Origin of the sequence: Ancylobacter gelatini (assembly GCF_022601675.1) — a bacterium.
In the GTDB taxonomy this organism is placed as follows: domain Bacteria; phylum Pseudomonadota; class Alphaproteobacteria; order Rhizobiales; family Xanthobacteraceae; genus Ancylobacter; species Ancylobacter gelatini.
The window spans coordinates 132,111-145,983 of record NZ_JAKVIL010000004.1 but is presented as its reverse complement, the minus strand read 5'-3'; the positions used below and the strand labels follow the sequence as shown (position 1 = coordinate 145,983).

Below are 13,873 nucleotides of genomic sequence, written 5' to 3'. Positions count from 1 at the left end.
TTGGGGAACATGTCGCGCGTCGCCTATGTGAACGGCCTCTACGTGGTGCATGCCGATGCCGGCGTGCATGTGGAGGATCGCGGCTACCAGTTCGGCGATGGCGTCTACGAGGTCTGTGAGGTGCGCGCCGGCCGCATGGTGGACGAGCGCCGGCACATGGAGCGCCTGGTGCGCTCGCTGCGCGAATTGCGGATCCGCCTGCCCATGCCGCTCCACGCGCTCGGCGTGGTGCTGCGCGAAACCGTCCGCCGCAACCGGGTACGCGACGGCTTCGTCTATCTTCAGGTCACGCGCGGCGTGGCGCGGCGCGACCATTATTTCCCGGTACCGGAGGTGCCGCCCTCCGTGGTGGTCACCGCGCGCCGGGTCGATGCCGCGAAGAACGAGGCGCTGGCCATCGAGGGCGTCGCGGTCATCACCGTGCCGGAGAACCGCTGGGACCGGGTGGACATCAAGACCGTCGGCCTGCTGCCGAACGTGCTCGCCAAGCAGGCCGCGCGCGAAGCCGGGGCGCGGGAGGCGTGGTTCGTCGACGCCGACGGCCATGTGACGGAAGGCGGCTCCACCAATGCGTGGATCGTCACGCAGGATGGCGTGCTGCGCACACGGCCGGCCGAGCACGGCATCCTGCGCGGCATCACCCGCACCGTGATGTTCGAGGTCGCCGAGCAATTGCAGCTTCGCATCGAGGAGCGGGCCTTCACCGTCGCCGAGGCGCTGGCGGCGCGCGAGGCGTTCCTGTCGTCGGCGACCACCATCGCGATGCCGGTGGTGCGAATCGACGGGCAGCCGATCGGCGGGGGAAGCCCCGGCCCGGTGGTGCGCAAGCTGCGGGAGCTGTTCCATTCCGTGGCGGAAATCGCACGCTGACAGCAGCTTCCGCGAGCTATCGCGAAAGCGTCTTGCGCGATAAGCATGGTGTGCGATGCTTGTACTGCACGTTTTCAGACGCTTAGGGCCCCCGGACGGGTCCCTGCCGGCCGATGAAAACGACCGCGCCGACGAAGTACCAACAACAAACAACGGATCAAAAAAACCATGGCCGCGGAACGTTCGCAGAACCTCCAGGACACCTTTCTCAACCACGTCCGCAAGAACAAGACGCCGCTCACGATCTTCCTCGTCAATGGAGTGAAACTCCAGGGGGTCGTGACGTGGTTCGATAATTTCTGCGTCCTGCTGCGGCGGGACGGTCATTCGCAGCTTGTCTACAAGCATGCCATTTCGACCATCATGCCCGGTCATCCCGTTCAGCTCTTCGAGCCGGACGAGACGCCCGAGAAGAGCTGATCTGGAAGGGCGACTTGGAAATCAGAAGCCGCAGGCGGCCGGGCGGGGCACCGTCCGACGCCGGTCTGCCGCCGAGCCTCGAAGGGGCAGGGGACGCCACGCGCGTGGTGGTCCTCGTCCCTCACCTCACCCGCAAGGCGGTCGAGGGCGAGGAACGCTTGCGCTCACCTGAGGCCCGGCTCGACGAGGCGGTCGGCCTCGCCATGGCCATCGACCTTGATGTCGTCGCCGCGACGCTGGTCGGCCTCTCGCAGGTGCGCCCCGCCACCTATCTCGGCACCGGCAAGGTCGAGGAGATCGCCGGTATCGTGAAGGCGGAGGAGGCGGGTCTCGTCTTCGTCGACGCCCCGCTCAGCCCGGTGCAGCAGCGCAACCTCGAAAAGGCGTGGTCGGCCAAGGTCATCGACCGCACGGCGCTGATCCTCGAAATCTTCGGCCAGCGGGCGCGCACCAAGGAAGGCGTGCTTCAGGTGGAGCTTGCCCACCTCAACTACCAGAAAAGCCGTCTGGTGCGCTCCTGGACCCATCTGGAACGCCAGCGCGGCGGCTTCGGCTTTCTCGGCGGCCCGGGCGAGACCCAGATCGAGGCCGACCGGCGCATCATCGGCGAGCGCATCACCAAGATCGAGCGCGAACTGGAGCAGGTGAAGCGCACCCGCGCCCTGCACCGCGCCAGCCGCAAGAAGGTGCCCTATCCGGTCGTGGCGCTGGTCGGCTACACCAATGCCGGCAAGTCGACGCTGTTCAACCGGCTGACCCGCGCCGACGTGATGGCCAAGGACCTCCTGTTCGCCACGCTCGACCCGACCCTGCGCGCCATCGAGCTCGGCAGCGGCGAGCGGGTGATCCTTTCCGATACGGTCGGCTTCATCTCCGACCTGCCGACCCAGCTTGTCGCCGCCTTCCGCGCCACGCTGGAAGAGGTCATCGAGGCCGATCTCATCCTCCATGTCCGCGACATGGCCCATGAGGACGCCGAGGCGCAGGCGCATGACGTCGAAAGCGTGCTGGCCGATCTCGACATCGACCCGACCGACGACCACCGCCTGATCGAGGTGTGGAACAAGATCGACCTGATGGACGAGGACGGTCGCACCCGCATCTTCAACACGGCGGAGCGCCGCACCGGCGATGCACGGCCGATTCCGGTCTCGGCGCTGACCGGGGAGGGGCTCGACACCCTGCGCGATGCCATCCGCGAGCGCCTCGCCCGCGAGCGCATCACACTCACCCTCGACCTCGACCCGTCCGACGGCGAGGGCCTGAGCTGGCTCTACCGCAACACCGAGGTTCTGGAGCGCCGCGACGCCGTGGATGGGCGCGTCAATCTCGCGGTGCGCGTGCCCCCCGAGCGCGCCGAGCACATCGAGCGGCGGTTCCAGGCGCGACGCTCGAAAGCGCCGAGCGCGCACTGAGCGGGCTCGGCCTTCCCGCGCATCCGTCGAAACGCATTGGCGCCGGCGGGTCAGTATCAACGGGCTTCGGAGCCGGGAAACCTCGATCCGTCTGCCGAAGCGCTAACCAGCCGGTGCCGAAGCGCGCAGGCTGCTGCCGCCGGAACCGACGACGCCCGGAATGCCCGTCGTGCGGGCGAGGCCCCTTTCTTCAAGGTGGCAAGCTCGCTCCGTGATGCCGAGGTGGGGGCACGGGGCAGCCTCGAAGCACGCAGGCCGGCTACCACCGCACCCTCGCACAATGCCGTCCGCCCCTTCGCCTTCAATCATCCTTTCGGGACGGGCGTGCGACACTCTCGGAATCGCGCGACGCGAAACGTGTCCCGTCGCGAGCGATCCGTGCGCCACAGCACCGCGTCATCCGCGCCGCTCGTAACAGGACGGCAAGATTCCGTGATTTATGCTGTCGCGCCAACGCCTTGCCAAACCGCCGCCGCGCCGTCCGTCAAACCGAACGGCATTCCGTGAAACAGTCCCGGTGCCGGCGAATGCGGCGCGCAGGGCAGGGCGTCCCTGCCCGATCCTCTGCCAAGCGGAGGCTTTCGCCGTCCTACTCCCGCCCCTTGGCCTGCTGCCAGAGCGCTTCCATCTCATCGAGGCTGGCGTCCTGCGGGGCGCGGCCCTGCGCCTCCAGCGCGTCCTCGATATGGCCGAAGCGGCGGGTGAACTTCTCATTGGTGCCGCGCAGCGCCGCCTCCGGATCGACGCCGAGATGGCGCGCCAGATTGGCGAGCGCGAACAGCAGGTCGCCGACCTCGCCAGCCGCCGCCGCGCGGTCGCCGCTGGCGATTTCGGCCTCGACCTCGACGATTTCCTCGCGGATCTTGTCGATCACCTGAACCGTGTCCGGCCAGTCGAAGCCGACGCGCGCGGCCTTGGCCTGCAGCTTCACCGCGCGGGTGAGGGCAGGCGCCCCCACCGCCACCCCATCCAGCGTGCGCGCCTTCGCCTCGCCCGGCAGTCCCCGTGCGGCCCGCCGCTCGGCCTTCAGCCGTTTCTCGTCCGCCTTGATCTCTTCCCACGCCGCGTTCACCGCGGCGACACCGCGCCCGCGCGCTTCGCCGAAGACGTGAGGATGGCGGCGTATCATCTTGGTGGTCACCGCCGTCACCACGTCGCCGAAATCGAAGGCGCCGCGCTCCTGAGCCATCCTCGCGTGGAACACCACCTGAAGCAGCAGGTCGCCCAGCTCGTCGCACAGATCGTCGAGGTCGCCGCGCATTATGGCATCGGCCACCTCATAGGCCTCCTCGATGGTGTAGGGCGCGATCGAGGCGAAGTCCTGTTCCAGGTCCCACGGGCAGCCGGTCTCCGGCGTGCGCAGCGCGGCCATGATTTCAAGGAGCCGGCCAATATCGCGAGAGGGCTTCAAGACGGCATCTCCACCGGCTGGTTTCTGCGCCAGATATGATTCGCAGAAGACATATTATGGAAAACAAACGGATATGACGACATGGGAGCTGCTTGCGAAATTGGCGGCAACCTGCTGTCAGGTCTCGATTTTCAGGCCGTCATAGGCCGGGATGATGTGCGCCGGCAGTTCTCGGCGCAGCGTCTCGTAATCCAGATCGGTGTGCAGGTTGGTCAGCACGGCCCGGCGCGGCTTCATGCGCTCGATCCAGCCCAGCGCCTCGCTCAGCGAGAAATGCGTCGGGTGCGGCGTGTAGCGCAGCGCGTCGATCACCCAGACGTCGAGGTCTTCCAGATAAGGCAGGCTCGACGGCGGCAGGTCGTGCAGGTCGCTGGAATAAGCCAGCCCGCCAATGCGGAAGCCATAGGACGAGATGTTGCCGTGGAACTGCCGGAACGCCAGCGCCTCCAGCGTCCCGCCGGGTCCGGGAATGCGGATGGCGTCCCCGTCGCCGAACCGATGCTCGGTGAGGATTGGCGGATAGTCGCTGCCCGGCGGCGTCTGGAAGCAGTAGCCGAAGCGCTGGTGCAGCACGGCCGAGGTCTCGGCGTCGACATGCACGTCGATGCGCCGCCGGTGCTGGATGGTGAGCGGGCGCAGATCGTCGATGCCGTGGGTGTGGTCGGCGTGCTCGTGGGTGAACAGCACCGCGTCGAGCCGGTCGACGTGCGCGTCGAGCAATTGTTCGCGCAGGTCCGGCGAGGTGTCGATCAGAACACGGGTAGGGCGCCCCTCGCCTTCCGCGTAGCGCTCGGCCAGCATCGAGCAGCGGCGGCGGCGGTTCTTCGGTTCCGTGGGGTCGCAGGCCCCCCACCCCTGCCCGACTCGCGGCACCCCGCCCGAGGAGCCGCAGCCGAGAATGGTGAAGTGGAAAGCCATGCCGGGGATGCGTCCTGTGTCAGCTGGCCTTGGAGAACAGGCGGAAGAAATTGCGCGTGGTCACGGCGGCGATGTCCTCGCGCGACAGACCGCGTGTCTCGCCCAATATACGGGCGGTCTCCACCACATAGGAAGGCTCGTTGCGCTTTCCCCGCCACGGATTCGGCGCGAGATACGGCGCGTCGGTCTCCACCAGCAGCCGGTCCTCCGGCAGCGAGGCCGCGATCTCGCGCAGCGGCGCGCCGGTCTTGAAGGTCAATATGCCGGAGAACGACACATAGCCGCCCAGCGCGACGGCGCGACGCGCAAGATCGGGCCCGGCGGTGAAGCAGTGCAGCACGAAGGGAAAGGCGCCCTTGGCGCTCTCTTCCTCAAGGATCGCGGCGGTGTCCTCGTCGGCGTCGCGGGCGTGGATCACCAGCGGCAGCCCGGTCTGCCGCGCGGCGGCGATGTGCATGCGGAAGCCGGCGGCCTGCGCCTCGCGTGGCGCGGTATCGTAATGATAGTCGAGCCCCGCCTCGCCGATCGCCACCACCTTGGGATGGTCGGCCTCGCGCAGCAGTTCGTCCAGCGTCACGTCGACTTCCTCGCCGGCATTGTGCGGGTGCGTGCCGACCGAGCAGAACACGTCGTCGAAACGCTCGGCGATCGCCTTGACCTCGCCCGCGCGGCGGATGCGGGTGCCGATGGTGACCAGGCGCCCCACCCCGGCCGCCCTCGCCCGCTCGACCACGGCGTCGAGCTCGGCGGAAAAATCCGGGAAGTCGAGATGGCAATGGCTGTCGACGATCATGCGCCCGCCGCCGCCTCGGGCTCGACATAGCGCGGGAACACCGGCGCCGGGGCCGGCAGCACCGTGCCGCCCTTCAGCCGCCCGGCCTCGCCGAGCGTGGCGAAGTCGCGGCCCTCGGCCGGCACGGCGATCAGGTCGAGCAGCTTGCCCGCGCTCACCGGCACGAAGGGCTGGGCGAGAATCGCGACCTGCCGGATCACCTCGGCCGTGGTCCACAGCACGGTGCCGAAGCGCTCCGGGTCGTTCTTGCGCAGTTCCCAGGGCGCGGAGGCGGCGAAATAGCGGTTGGCGTCCGCAACCACGGCCCAGATCGCCGCCAGCGCGTTGTGAATCTGCTGGCCCTCCATCGCCTCGCGCACCTTGGCGCCCATGGCGTCGGCGCCGGCGAGGATGGCGGCGTCTTCCGCCGAGAGCGGGCCGGGCTCGGGGAGCGTGCCACCGAGGTTCTTGGCGATCATCGAGAGCGAGCGCTGGGCGAGGTTGCCGAGGTCGTTGGCAAGGTCGGCATTGGTGCGCGCGACGATGGCCTCGTGGCTGTAGGAGCCATCCTGCCCGAACGGAATCTCGCGCAGCAGGAAATAGCGCAGCGCGTCGACGCCATAGGCCTTCGCAAGGTCGAACGGGTCGATCACATTGCCGACCGACTTCGACATCTTCTCCCCGCGATTATGGATGAAGCCGTGGGCGAACACGGTCTTCGGCGGCTCAAGGCCGGCGGAGAGCAGGAAGGCGGGCCAGTACACCGCGTGGAAGCGGATGATGTCCTTGCCGATGACGTGCAGGTCCGCCGGCCAGAACCGCTTGAACGACGCGCCCTCGGTGTCGGGATAGCCGACGCCGGTGATGTAGTTGGTCAGGGCGTCGACCCAGACATACATCACATGCGCCTCGTCGCCGGGCACCGGAATGCCCCAGCTGAAGGTGGTGCGGCTGATCGAGAGGTCCTGCAGCCCGCTTTTGACGAAGCTCGTCACCTCATTGCGCCGCACATCGGGGCGGATGAAGTCCGGGTGCGCGTCATAATAGGCGAGCAGCGTGTTCTGATACGCCGAGAGGCGGAAGAAATAGCTCTTCTCCTCGGTCCATTCCACCGGCGTACCCTGCGGGCCGAGCCGCACGCCGTCGGCGTTCACGCTGGTCTCGTCCTCGGCGTAATAGGCCTCGTCACGCACCGAATACCAGCCGGAATACGCGCCGAGATAGATGTCGCCCTTGGCGACCATCTTCTCCCAGATCGCCTGCGTCGAGACGATATGGTCCCGGTCGGTGGTGCGGATGAAGCGGTCGTAGTCGACGCCCAGCAGCGCATCCATCTCCTTGAAGCGCGTGGCGTTCTTCGTCGCCCATTCCAGCGGCGTAAGCCCCTGCTTTTCCGCCGTCTGCGCCATTTTCAGCCCGTGCTCGTCGGTGCCGGTCAGGAAGTAGACGTCATAGCCGTCCAGCTTCTTGAAGCGCGCGAGCGCGTCGGAGGCGATCTTCTCATAGGCGTGGCCGATATGAGGAAAGCCGTTCGGGTAGTCGATGGCGGTGGTGATGTAGTAGGCGGGTTTCACGCGAGAACTTCCTGAGCTGTCAGCGCCGCGACCGGGTGCCGTCAGGGCCCGTCGCCGGGAGGCGGGTGCGTTAGCGACGCACGGCCTCGTCAAGCGACGCGAAGATCCTGAAGACGAGCGTCTTGCGGTCGAGATTGTAGGTATCCGCGTCGATCGCCGCGCGGCGAACCTTCTCCCACACCTCCGGCAGGCGTGCAAGGCGAAGCGAGGGGCTTTGCCGCCGTCCGGTGGCGTGGTCGGAAATCCAGTTCTCGACCGTCGCGACGAAGCTGTCGAGCGCCCCTCCCCGGTCGCCCTGCAGTTTTTCGCCCAGCGCGTGCAGGCCCTTGCGGTCGACATCGGGCAGGCGGTCGAGCAGGTCGTGCGTTGCCTTGCGCACGGCCAGCCCGTCGCCGGTCAACAGCGCCAGCGCCTCGCGCACGCTGCCCTCGCTCGCCTCCGCCGCCTCGGGGAAGCGCGCGGCGTCGAGGTCGGTCATCGCGCCTGCGAGGCTCTCCAGCGCGGTGACCACCTCGCCGGTGGCGAGCGGGCGCAGCGATACGGCCCGGCAGCGCGAGCGGATGGTCGGCAGCAGCCGGCCCGGCGCGTGGCTCACCAGCAGGAACAGCGCGCGCGTCGGCGGCTCCTCCAGCGTTTTCAGCAGCGCGTTCGCGCCTTGCGCGTTCATCTCGTCCAGCGTGTCGACGATGCACACCCGCCAGCCACCCAGCGCCGCCGTGGAGCCGAAGAAGGAGCGCACCTTGCGGACCTGTTCGGCCGGGATCATCGAGGGCAGCTTGCCGCTGTCGTTCGGCGTGCGGCGCAGCACCAGAAGATCGGGGTGCGAGAGCGCATCGACCTGCCGGGCGGCGGAATGGGTCGGATCGACCGCGATCGAGCCCGCGGGCGCCGCGCCGTTCGCAAGTACGAAGCGCGCGACGCGATAGGCAAAGGTCGCCTTGCCGATGCCCTCACGCCCGCCAATCAGCAGGGCATGGGGCAGGCGCCCGGCGTTCCAGGCCTCGCGCACCATCGCTTCGGCCTCGCCATGGCCGAACAGCTCGTGCCGCTCACGCGGCGAGGGGGCGGTGCCAAAGCGGTCGGCTTCCGGGAGGGTATCGCTCATTTGGCGTCGCTCATCGCGCCCTCATGCCCGGCGTGCCACGACGCGCTGCGGCGCGGGCGGCGGGCCGGGGCGCTTTGGCAGGTAGTCGCCGAGGCGCGTGGTCACCACCTGCCACACCGCATCCGCGACCGCATCCGGCGTGCCCGAGGCGTCGATCAGCACGCAGCGCGCCGGCTCGCGGGTCGCGATGTCGCGAAACGCCTCGCGCAGCCGCAGGTGGAAGTTCAGATCCTCGCTCTCGAAGCGGTCGGCATTGCTGCCGGAACGCGCGGCGGCGCGGGCGAGGCCCTCGGCGGCCGGCAGGTCGAGAATGAGAGTCAGGTCCGGCCGCGTGTCGCCGACGGTGACCGATTCCAGCGCCGCGATCAGCCGCGGGTCGAGATCGCCCAGCACGCCCTGATAGGCGCGGGTGGAATCGGCGAAGCGGTCGCAGATCACCCAGCTTCCGCTTGCCAGCGTCGGGCGGATGGTGACGTCGAGATGGTCCGCCCGTGCCGCCGCGAACAGCGCGGCCTCGGCGAACGGGCCGAGCGGCTTGGCGGCGCCGGAGAGCACGACATGGCGCATGATTTCCGCCCCGGGCGAACCGCCGGGCTCGCGCGTGGTGGCGGCGTGGATGCCGCTTTGGCGCAGGCGCTCGCTCAACAGGCGTACCTGCGTCGACTTGCCGGCGCCCTCGCCGCCCTCGAAGGTGATGAAGCGCCCGCGCCGCACCGTGGGCTCGGTTGCGGCGCTGGCAGGCTTGCTGCTGAAACGGCGGGGGGGGGCCATGGTTCAGCCTGTCAGCTTGACCGTTGCCAGCTTGGTGTAGCCCTGCCGCAGCAGGCCGACGACCAACTCATAGGCGCCATCCATGGCGCGGCGCCACAGCGGGCCTTCCGCCACGGATTCGGCCGCCACCAGCGGCACGTCGAGCGCGACCTGCTCGCCGCGGAACACCCGGAGACGGGCGAGTTCCGTTCCCTTCTCCACCGGCGCCATGACCGGCCCCTCATACTGGATGCGGGCGGTGATGCGCTGGTCGCCATTGCGCGGCACCAGAATGCGGATGGTGTCGACCCCGGTCAGCGGTGCGCCGCCGCGATTCCCGCCATAGAGCACGGCCTCGCCGACCTCCTGCCCCTTCTCGAACAGCACGCGCGATTCGAAGGAGCGGAAGCCCCATTCCAGCAGCTTGCGGGCGTCATCGGAGCGCTCGCGGTCGGTCTTGGCGCCCATGATCACGACGATCAGCCGCTGGTCGCCCTGCACTGCCGAGCCGACGAGATTGAAGCCGGCTTCCTTGAGATAGCCGGTCTGGAACCCGTCGGCGCCCAGGCTCATGCCGAGCAGCGGGTTGCGGTTGTTCTGGCGGATCTTGCTCCAGAGGAAGTCCGGTTCGCTATAGACCTTGTACTCGTCCGGGTAGCTGCGAATGATATGCGCCGCCAGCGTGGCGAGATCGCGCGCCGTGGTCTTCTGGTCCGGGTCGGACAGGCCATTGGTGTTGGTGAAGCGCGAATTGTCGAGGCCGAGCCGCTTGGCCTCCTGGTTCATCATTCCCGAGAAGCCGAGTTCGTTGCCGGCGATGCCCTCGGCCAGGATGATGGTGGCGTCGTTGCCGTTCGGGATGATCGTGCCGCGGATCAGGTCGCTGACCTTGATCGAGCTTTTCAGCGCCGCGAACATGGTCGCGCCCCCCGAGGGCGCCCCACCCCGCCGCCAGGCATATTCGCTCACCTGAAACTCGGTGTCCGGCGAGAGGCGCTTTTCGGCGATCTCGCGGAACACGACGGCCATGGTCATCAGCTTGGCCAGCGAGCCGGGAAAGTTCTGCGTGTCGGCATTGCGCTCGAACAGCACCGTGCCGCTTTCAAAGTCGAGCAGAAGGGCCTGGGGCGAGGCGATGGTCGGCGTCTGGGGCTGCTGCGCGTGCGCCGCGCCGGGCGCGGCAAGCAGGGCGAGCACCAGACACACGAAAATCCGCATCATTCAGCCTCGTGCCGTTCGCTCCGCAGCGCTGTGCAGGCCGTCCCCGGCATGGGGCAAGGATTATCAGCCCGAACCCGCTGCTGCAATGCGGTGGAGGTTTGATGCTTAATGCCGGGCGTGGCCCGCCCGGCTGGCGCGTCCGGCCGATCGAGCGCTCAGTACAGCCCGCGTCCGGTGCCGACCGGGGTCAGCACGCCGGTGGCGGCATAGCCCATGGCGGGCTGGGCGCCGACCATCCAGCCACTGGCTTCCGGCGCCGAGGCGATGACCGGCGGCGGCGGCTCGACCGGGGTGCGGCGCGGCTGCGCGAGCGCGGCGGCCTGCACCGGACGCGGCGCGCTCGCGGGGTTGATCACGGGACGCGGCGCCGGGGCGCTGGCGACCGCGACGGGCTTGGCGCGGGGAGCCACATAGGTCGGCGCCATCGGCGCGGCGGACGCGACGGTCTCTTCCATGCCCTCGCCGAGGTCGAAGGGACGGCTCGGCGGCAGCGGCACGTTGGCGGCGGCGATCACGGTGGTGCGGGTGGCCCGCACGGCGGTGATCGGGCCATTGGAGGCAACCATCAGCGTGGACGACGACGCGGAGGCCACCATGACGGTCGGCTCCGGCGCCGGCGTATTGGTGCGCAAGGTGGCGGCGAGCTGGATGTCGTCGGAGCCCTCAAGGCGGGCCGGGCCGATATACTCCACCTTCACGCGCGCGGTGCCGCGGCTCTTGAAGCCGAGCATGTCCGCCGCCCGCTGGGAGACGTCGATCACGCGGTTGCCGTGATACGGCCCGCGATCGTTCACGCGCACCACCATGGAGCGGCCATTGTCCTTGTTGGTCACGCGGACATAGCTCGGCATCGGCAGGGTGGGATGGGCGGCGGCGATCGAGTGCATGTCGAACACTTCGCCATTGGCGGTCATGCGACCGTGGAAATCGTCGCCATACCAGGAGGCGAGGCCTTCGAACTTCTCGCCCTTGTTCATTTCCTTGGGCACGTAGGTCTTGCCGGCGACCTTGTAGGGCTTGCCGACGCGATAGGCGCCGCCACCCTTGGGAACCGGATCACCCATGGCCACGACGCGCGGGCTGGCGGAAACGCCGTATTTCGGATCGATCTTGCTGGTGAGCTTGTTGTCGCCGGTGCAATTGGCGGCCAGAAGGCCGATACCCAGCAGCGCCGCAACGCGACCGACGCGGCCAACCGTCACCTGAGCCGGCAACTGGCCGGCAGCTCGTACGAGAGCTCGATACGTCGTCATACACCCCGACCGCTTGCTATGCGCCCTACCCCGTCGCGACGCCTGTACCCGGCGCCTTCTCACGGCTCGCACGCAACTGCATCGACACCGACGGGTGCAAACACCCCCCGATCCCACTCCTTATGTCACAGAAGGCTGTTTGAGTGGGGCGAAAATGCGGCGTCCGCGCCAACGTGGTGAACGAAGGGTAAAGTATGGCGGTATCGGGCGATTTCGCGCTGCCGCTCCGTCATGCCGGGCGCAGCGCCACACGGCCGACATTTTTCAGCTCGGCGACCGAGGTCAAGCCCATCAGCGCCAGCGTTATGTCGACCTCCTCAGTCAGATGGGCGATCACTCGCGCCACCCCTGCCCCGCCGGCGGCGCCGAGGCCGTAGACATAGGCACGGCCAAGCAGCACGCCGGAGGCGCCGAGCGCAAGCGCCTTCACGATGTCCGCCCCGCGCCGGAAGCCGCCATCCACCAGAATCTCCATCCCGCCTTCCAGGGCGTCGACGATGGCCGGCAGCGCCGCGATGGTCGAGGAGGCGCCGTCGAGCTGGCGCCCGCCATGGTTCGAGACCACGATGGCGTCGACTCCGGCCGCCTTGGCCAGCCGCGCGTCCTCGGGGTCGAGCAGACCCTTGAGCACCAGCCGGCCCGGCCAGCGCGCGCGCAGCCACTCCACGTCGCGCCACGACAGCGACGTGTCGATGCCACGCGAGAGGTGGCTCGCCTGTTCCAAAAGGCCGGCGCCGAATTCCGGGCGATGGGCGATCGCGCCGACGCGCGGCGTGCCGGCCCGGCTCATGTCGACGCACCAGCGCGGGTGCAAGGCGAGCTTCGCCAGCAGGCCCGGCCCCACTCTGGTGAGCGAGCGGAATCCGTTGCGCACGTCGCGCTCGCGCACCGAGGTGATGGCGGTGTCGACGGTGAGGTAGAGGTTCTCCACCCCCGCCGCCTGCGCCTGCGCAATAATCTCCTCGCTCAGACCGCGATCGTTCAGCACATAGAGCTGGAAATCGAGCGCGCCCGTGGTCTTTTCCCGCAATTCGCCGATCGAGGCGATGGAGAAGGTGGACAGGCACAGCGCGGTGCCGGCGTCATGGGCGGCCTGCGCGGCCTGCACTTCGCCATGGCCGGCATAGAGGCCGAGAAAGCCGACCGGGCCGAGCATGAACGGCACGGCATGGCGGCGCCCGAGGAAGGTGGTCGATAAATCCCGCATCGAGGCGTCGACCAGCACGCGCTGGCGCAGCGTCCAGCGCGCGAAATCGCCCGTGTTGGCCGCCATGGTCTGCTCGCCGAAGGCGCCGCCGTCGAGATAGTCGAAGAAGATGCGCGGCAGCCGCCGGCGCGCGGCCCGTCGGGCGTCCTCGACATTGATGAGGGTCATGGGCGGCACTCTCCGGCGGGCGCGGGGTGCCCGTTGGCCGCCTTCTAGCCTATCCGCAACCCGGCCGGCTAGGTCGACGATGGATGGCCTGGGGAGCGAAGCAGGACTACGCTTGGCGGGCAAGCCGGCGCCGGCCGGCAGCGAAAGCCAGTGATGAGGGAAACCAGCGATGAGCGAGCCTCGCAGCCTGCCCCTGCCTCTGCCCTTGCCCGCACCGGAGCCGGTGCCCACGCACCCGGAGGAGATGAAGGCGGTGTTCGATATGCGGATCGGCAAGTCGATCTCGATTCAGGGCAGCGCGCGGATGACGCCGGCCGGCATCGTGGCCATGGGCATCACGGCGTCGGCCGCCGCCCTCACCTTGCTCGCCCTCGCCTATGCCTGGAACACCTCACGCCGCTGAAATCCCGACAGGCCTCGCTTTGGCGGCGCGAGGCCCTATATCTGTGCGGACAGGTCAGGAAACATGTGATGTACAGGATTGTCGGGGCGATAGGCGCCGTCTTGCTCACGGTCGCAGGCGCCTCGGCGCAGATATCGCCGCCAAAGCCGATGCAGCCCAAAATGCCCCCTCTGAAGATCCCGCAGCGCCAGAACACGGTTCGGCCCAACAGCCAGAACCTGATGGAAGGCCCGTCCTACTGGACCAATGAGCAGCGCCGGCTCAACGTGCCCAATGCCGACGCCAACCCGGTGCAGCGCGAGAACAACCCGTTCGACCGCCCGGTTCCCGCGCCGGTCCCGGGCAAGCCTGTCCCCTAGAGCATTTTCGAGCGAAGTGGGTACCGG

General features: G+C 68.4%; 14 protein-coding genes. 5 read left to right on the top strand and 9 right to left on the bottom strand.

Going from position 1 to position 13,873, the window contains the following annotated elements; genetic code table 11:
- The first annotated feature begins 9 nt into the window (after positions 1–9).
- The 3 genes from MKI84_RS09045 (at position 10) to hflX (ending at position 2,705) form a co-directional block, all read left to right on the top strand.
- Positions 10–870: a D-amino-acid transaminase gene (locus MKI84_RS09045; RefSeq protein ID WP_241618726.1), complete on the top strand. Its 861-nt coding sequence runs from the start codon at positions 10–12 to the stop codon at positions 868–870.
- Positions 871–1,038: 168 nt separating this feature from the next.
- Positions 1,039–1,290: an RNA chaperone Hfq gene (hfq, locus tag MKI84_RS09040; protein WP_241618724.1), complete on the top strand. Its 252-nt coding sequence runs from the start codon at positions 1,039–1,041 to the stop codon at positions 1,288–1,290.
- Positions 1,291–1,304: 14 nt separating this feature from the next.
- On the top strand, positions 1,305–2,705 hold the full coding sequence (gene hflX, locus MKI84_RS09035; RefSeq protein WP_425353817.1) for a GTPase HflX: 1,401 nt from the start codon (positions 1,305–1,307) through the stop codon (positions 2,703–2,705).
- Between the two features lie 589 nt (positions 2,706–3,294).
- Here hflX and mazG read toward each other — a convergent pair.
- From mazG to MKI84_RS08990, 9 genes are all read right to left on the bottom strand, one after another.
- Complete coding sequence (gene mazG, locus MKI84_RS09030) at positions 3,295–4,116, bottom strand: nucleoside triphosphate pyrophosphohydrolase (RefSeq protein WP_241618722.1); 822 nt, start codon at positions 4,114–4,116, stop codon at positions 3,295–3,297.
- 117 nt (positions 4,117–4,233) lie between these two features.
- Positions 4,234–5,034, bottom strand: a complete 801-nt coding sequence (locus MKI84_RS09025) for an MBL fold metallo-hydrolase (protein ID WP_241618721.1) — start codon at positions 5,032–5,034, stop codon at positions 4,234–4,236.
- A gap of 19 nt (positions 5,035–5,053) precedes the next feature.
- Complete coding sequence (locus MKI84_RS09020) at positions 5,054–5,827, bottom strand: TatD family hydrolase (protein WP_241618719.1); 774 nt, start codon at positions 5,825–5,827, stop codon at positions 5,054–5,056.
- On the bottom strand, positions 5,824–7,380 hold the full coding sequence (gene metG / locus MKI84_RS09015; RefSeq protein WP_241618717.1) for a methionine--tRNA ligase: 1,557 nt from the start codon (positions 7,378–7,380) through the stop codon (positions 5,824–5,826). Before metG ends, MKI84_RS09020 begins: the two co-directional genes overlap by 4 nt.
- Before the next feature lie 70 nt (positions 7,381–7,450).
- Positions 7,451–8,485, bottom strand: a complete 1,035-nt coding sequence (locus tag MKI84_RS09010) for a DNA polymerase III subunit delta' (RefSeq protein WP_241618715.1) — start codon at positions 8,483–8,485, stop codon at positions 7,451–7,453.
- Positions 8,486–8,506: 21 nt separating this feature from the next.
- The gene (tmk, locus tag MKI84_RS09005; protein WP_241618713.1) at positions 8,507–9,256 is read right to left on the bottom strand and encodes a dTMP kinase; all 750 of its coding nucleotides are present in this window, start codon (positions 9,254–9,256) and stop codon (positions 8,507–8,509) included.
- A 3-nt stretch (positions 9,257–9,259) separates the two neighbouring features.
- Positions 9,260–10,456, bottom strand: coding sequence for a D-alanyl-D-alanine carboxypeptidase family protein (locus tag MKI84_RS09000; RefSeq protein ID WP_241618711.1), 1,197 nt, complete (start codon positions 10,454–10,456; stop codon positions 9,260–9,262).
- Between the two features lie 155 nt (positions 10,457–10,611).
- Positions 10,612–11,709: a septal ring lytic transglycosylase RlpA family protein gene (locus MKI84_RS08995; RefSeq protein WP_241618709.1), complete on the bottom strand. Its 1,098-nt coding sequence runs from the start codon at positions 11,707–11,709 to the stop codon at positions 10,612–10,614.
- A gap of 229 nt (positions 11,710–11,938) precedes the next feature.
- Positions 11,939–13,084 carry an alpha-hydroxy acid oxidase gene (locus MKI84_RS08990; protein ID WP_241618707.1) on the bottom strand — a complete coding sequence of 382 codons (1,146 nt, stop codon included), beginning with the start codon at positions 13,082–13,084 and terminating at the stop codon, positions 11,939–11,941.
- Between the two features lie 169 nt (positions 13,085–13,253).
- On the opposite strand from MKI84_RS08990, the gene MKI84_RS08985 reads away from it, so the two are divergent.
- Positions 13,254–13,487: a hypothetical protein gene (locus MKI84_RS08985; RefSeq protein ID WP_241618706.1), complete on the top strand. Its 234-nt coding sequence runs from the start codon at positions 13,254–13,256 to the stop codon at positions 13,485–13,487.
- A 161-nt stretch (positions 13,488–13,648) separates the two neighbouring features.
- Positions 13,649–13,846, top strand: coding sequence for a hypothetical protein (locus MKI84_RS08980; protein WP_241618704.1), 198 nt, complete (start codon positions 13,649–13,651; stop codon positions 13,844–13,846).
- Positions 13,847–13,873: the final 27 nt, after the last annotated feature.

Bases quoted from the DNA above. Each gene is read 5' to 3' on its own strand.
- MKI84_RS09045 (WP_241618726.1), top strand. From the start codon at position 10: ATGTCGCGCGTCGCCTATGTGAACGGCCTCTACGTGGTGCATGCCGAT.
- hfq (WP_241618724.1), top strand. From the start codon at position 1,039: ATGGCCGCGGAACGTTCGCAGAACCTCCAGGACACCTTTCTCAACCAC.
- MKI84_RS09025 (WP_241618721.1), bottom strand. From the start codon at position 5,034: ATGGCTTTCCACTTCACCATTCTCGGCTGCGGCTCCTCGGGCGGGGTG.
- MKI84_RS09020 (WP_241618719.1), bottom strand. From the start codon at position 5,827: ATGATCGTCGACAGCCATTGCCATCTCGACTTCCCGGATTTTTCCGCC.
- MKI84_RS09010 (WP_241618715.1), bottom strand. From the start codon at position 8,485: ATGAGCGATACCCTCCCGGAAGCCGACCGCTTTGGCACCGCCCCCTCG.
- tmk (WP_241618713.1), bottom strand. From the start codon at position 9,256: ATGGCCCCCCCCCGCCGTTTCAGCAGCAAGCCTGCCAGCGCCGCAACC.
- MKI84_RS09000 (WP_241618711.1), bottom strand. From the start codon at position 10,456: ATGATGCGGATTTTCGTGTGTCTGGTGCTCGCCCTGCTTGCCGCGCCC.
- MKI84_RS08995 (WP_241618709.1), bottom strand. From the start codon at position 11,709: ATGACGACGTATCGAGCTCTCGTACGAGCTGCCGGCCAGTTGCCGGCT.
- MKI84_RS08990 (WP_241618707.1), bottom strand. From the start codon at position 13,084: ATGACCCTCATCAATGTCGAGGACGCCCGACGGGCCGCGCGCCGGCGG.
- MKI84_RS08985 (WP_241618706.1), top strand. From the start codon at position 13,254: ATGAGCGAGCCTCGCAGCCTGCCCCTGCCTCTGCCCTTGCCCGCACCG.
- MKI84_RS08980 (WP_241618704.1), top strand. From the start codon at position 13,649: ATGCCCCCTCTGAAGATCCCGCAGCGCCAGAACACGGTTCGGCCCAAC.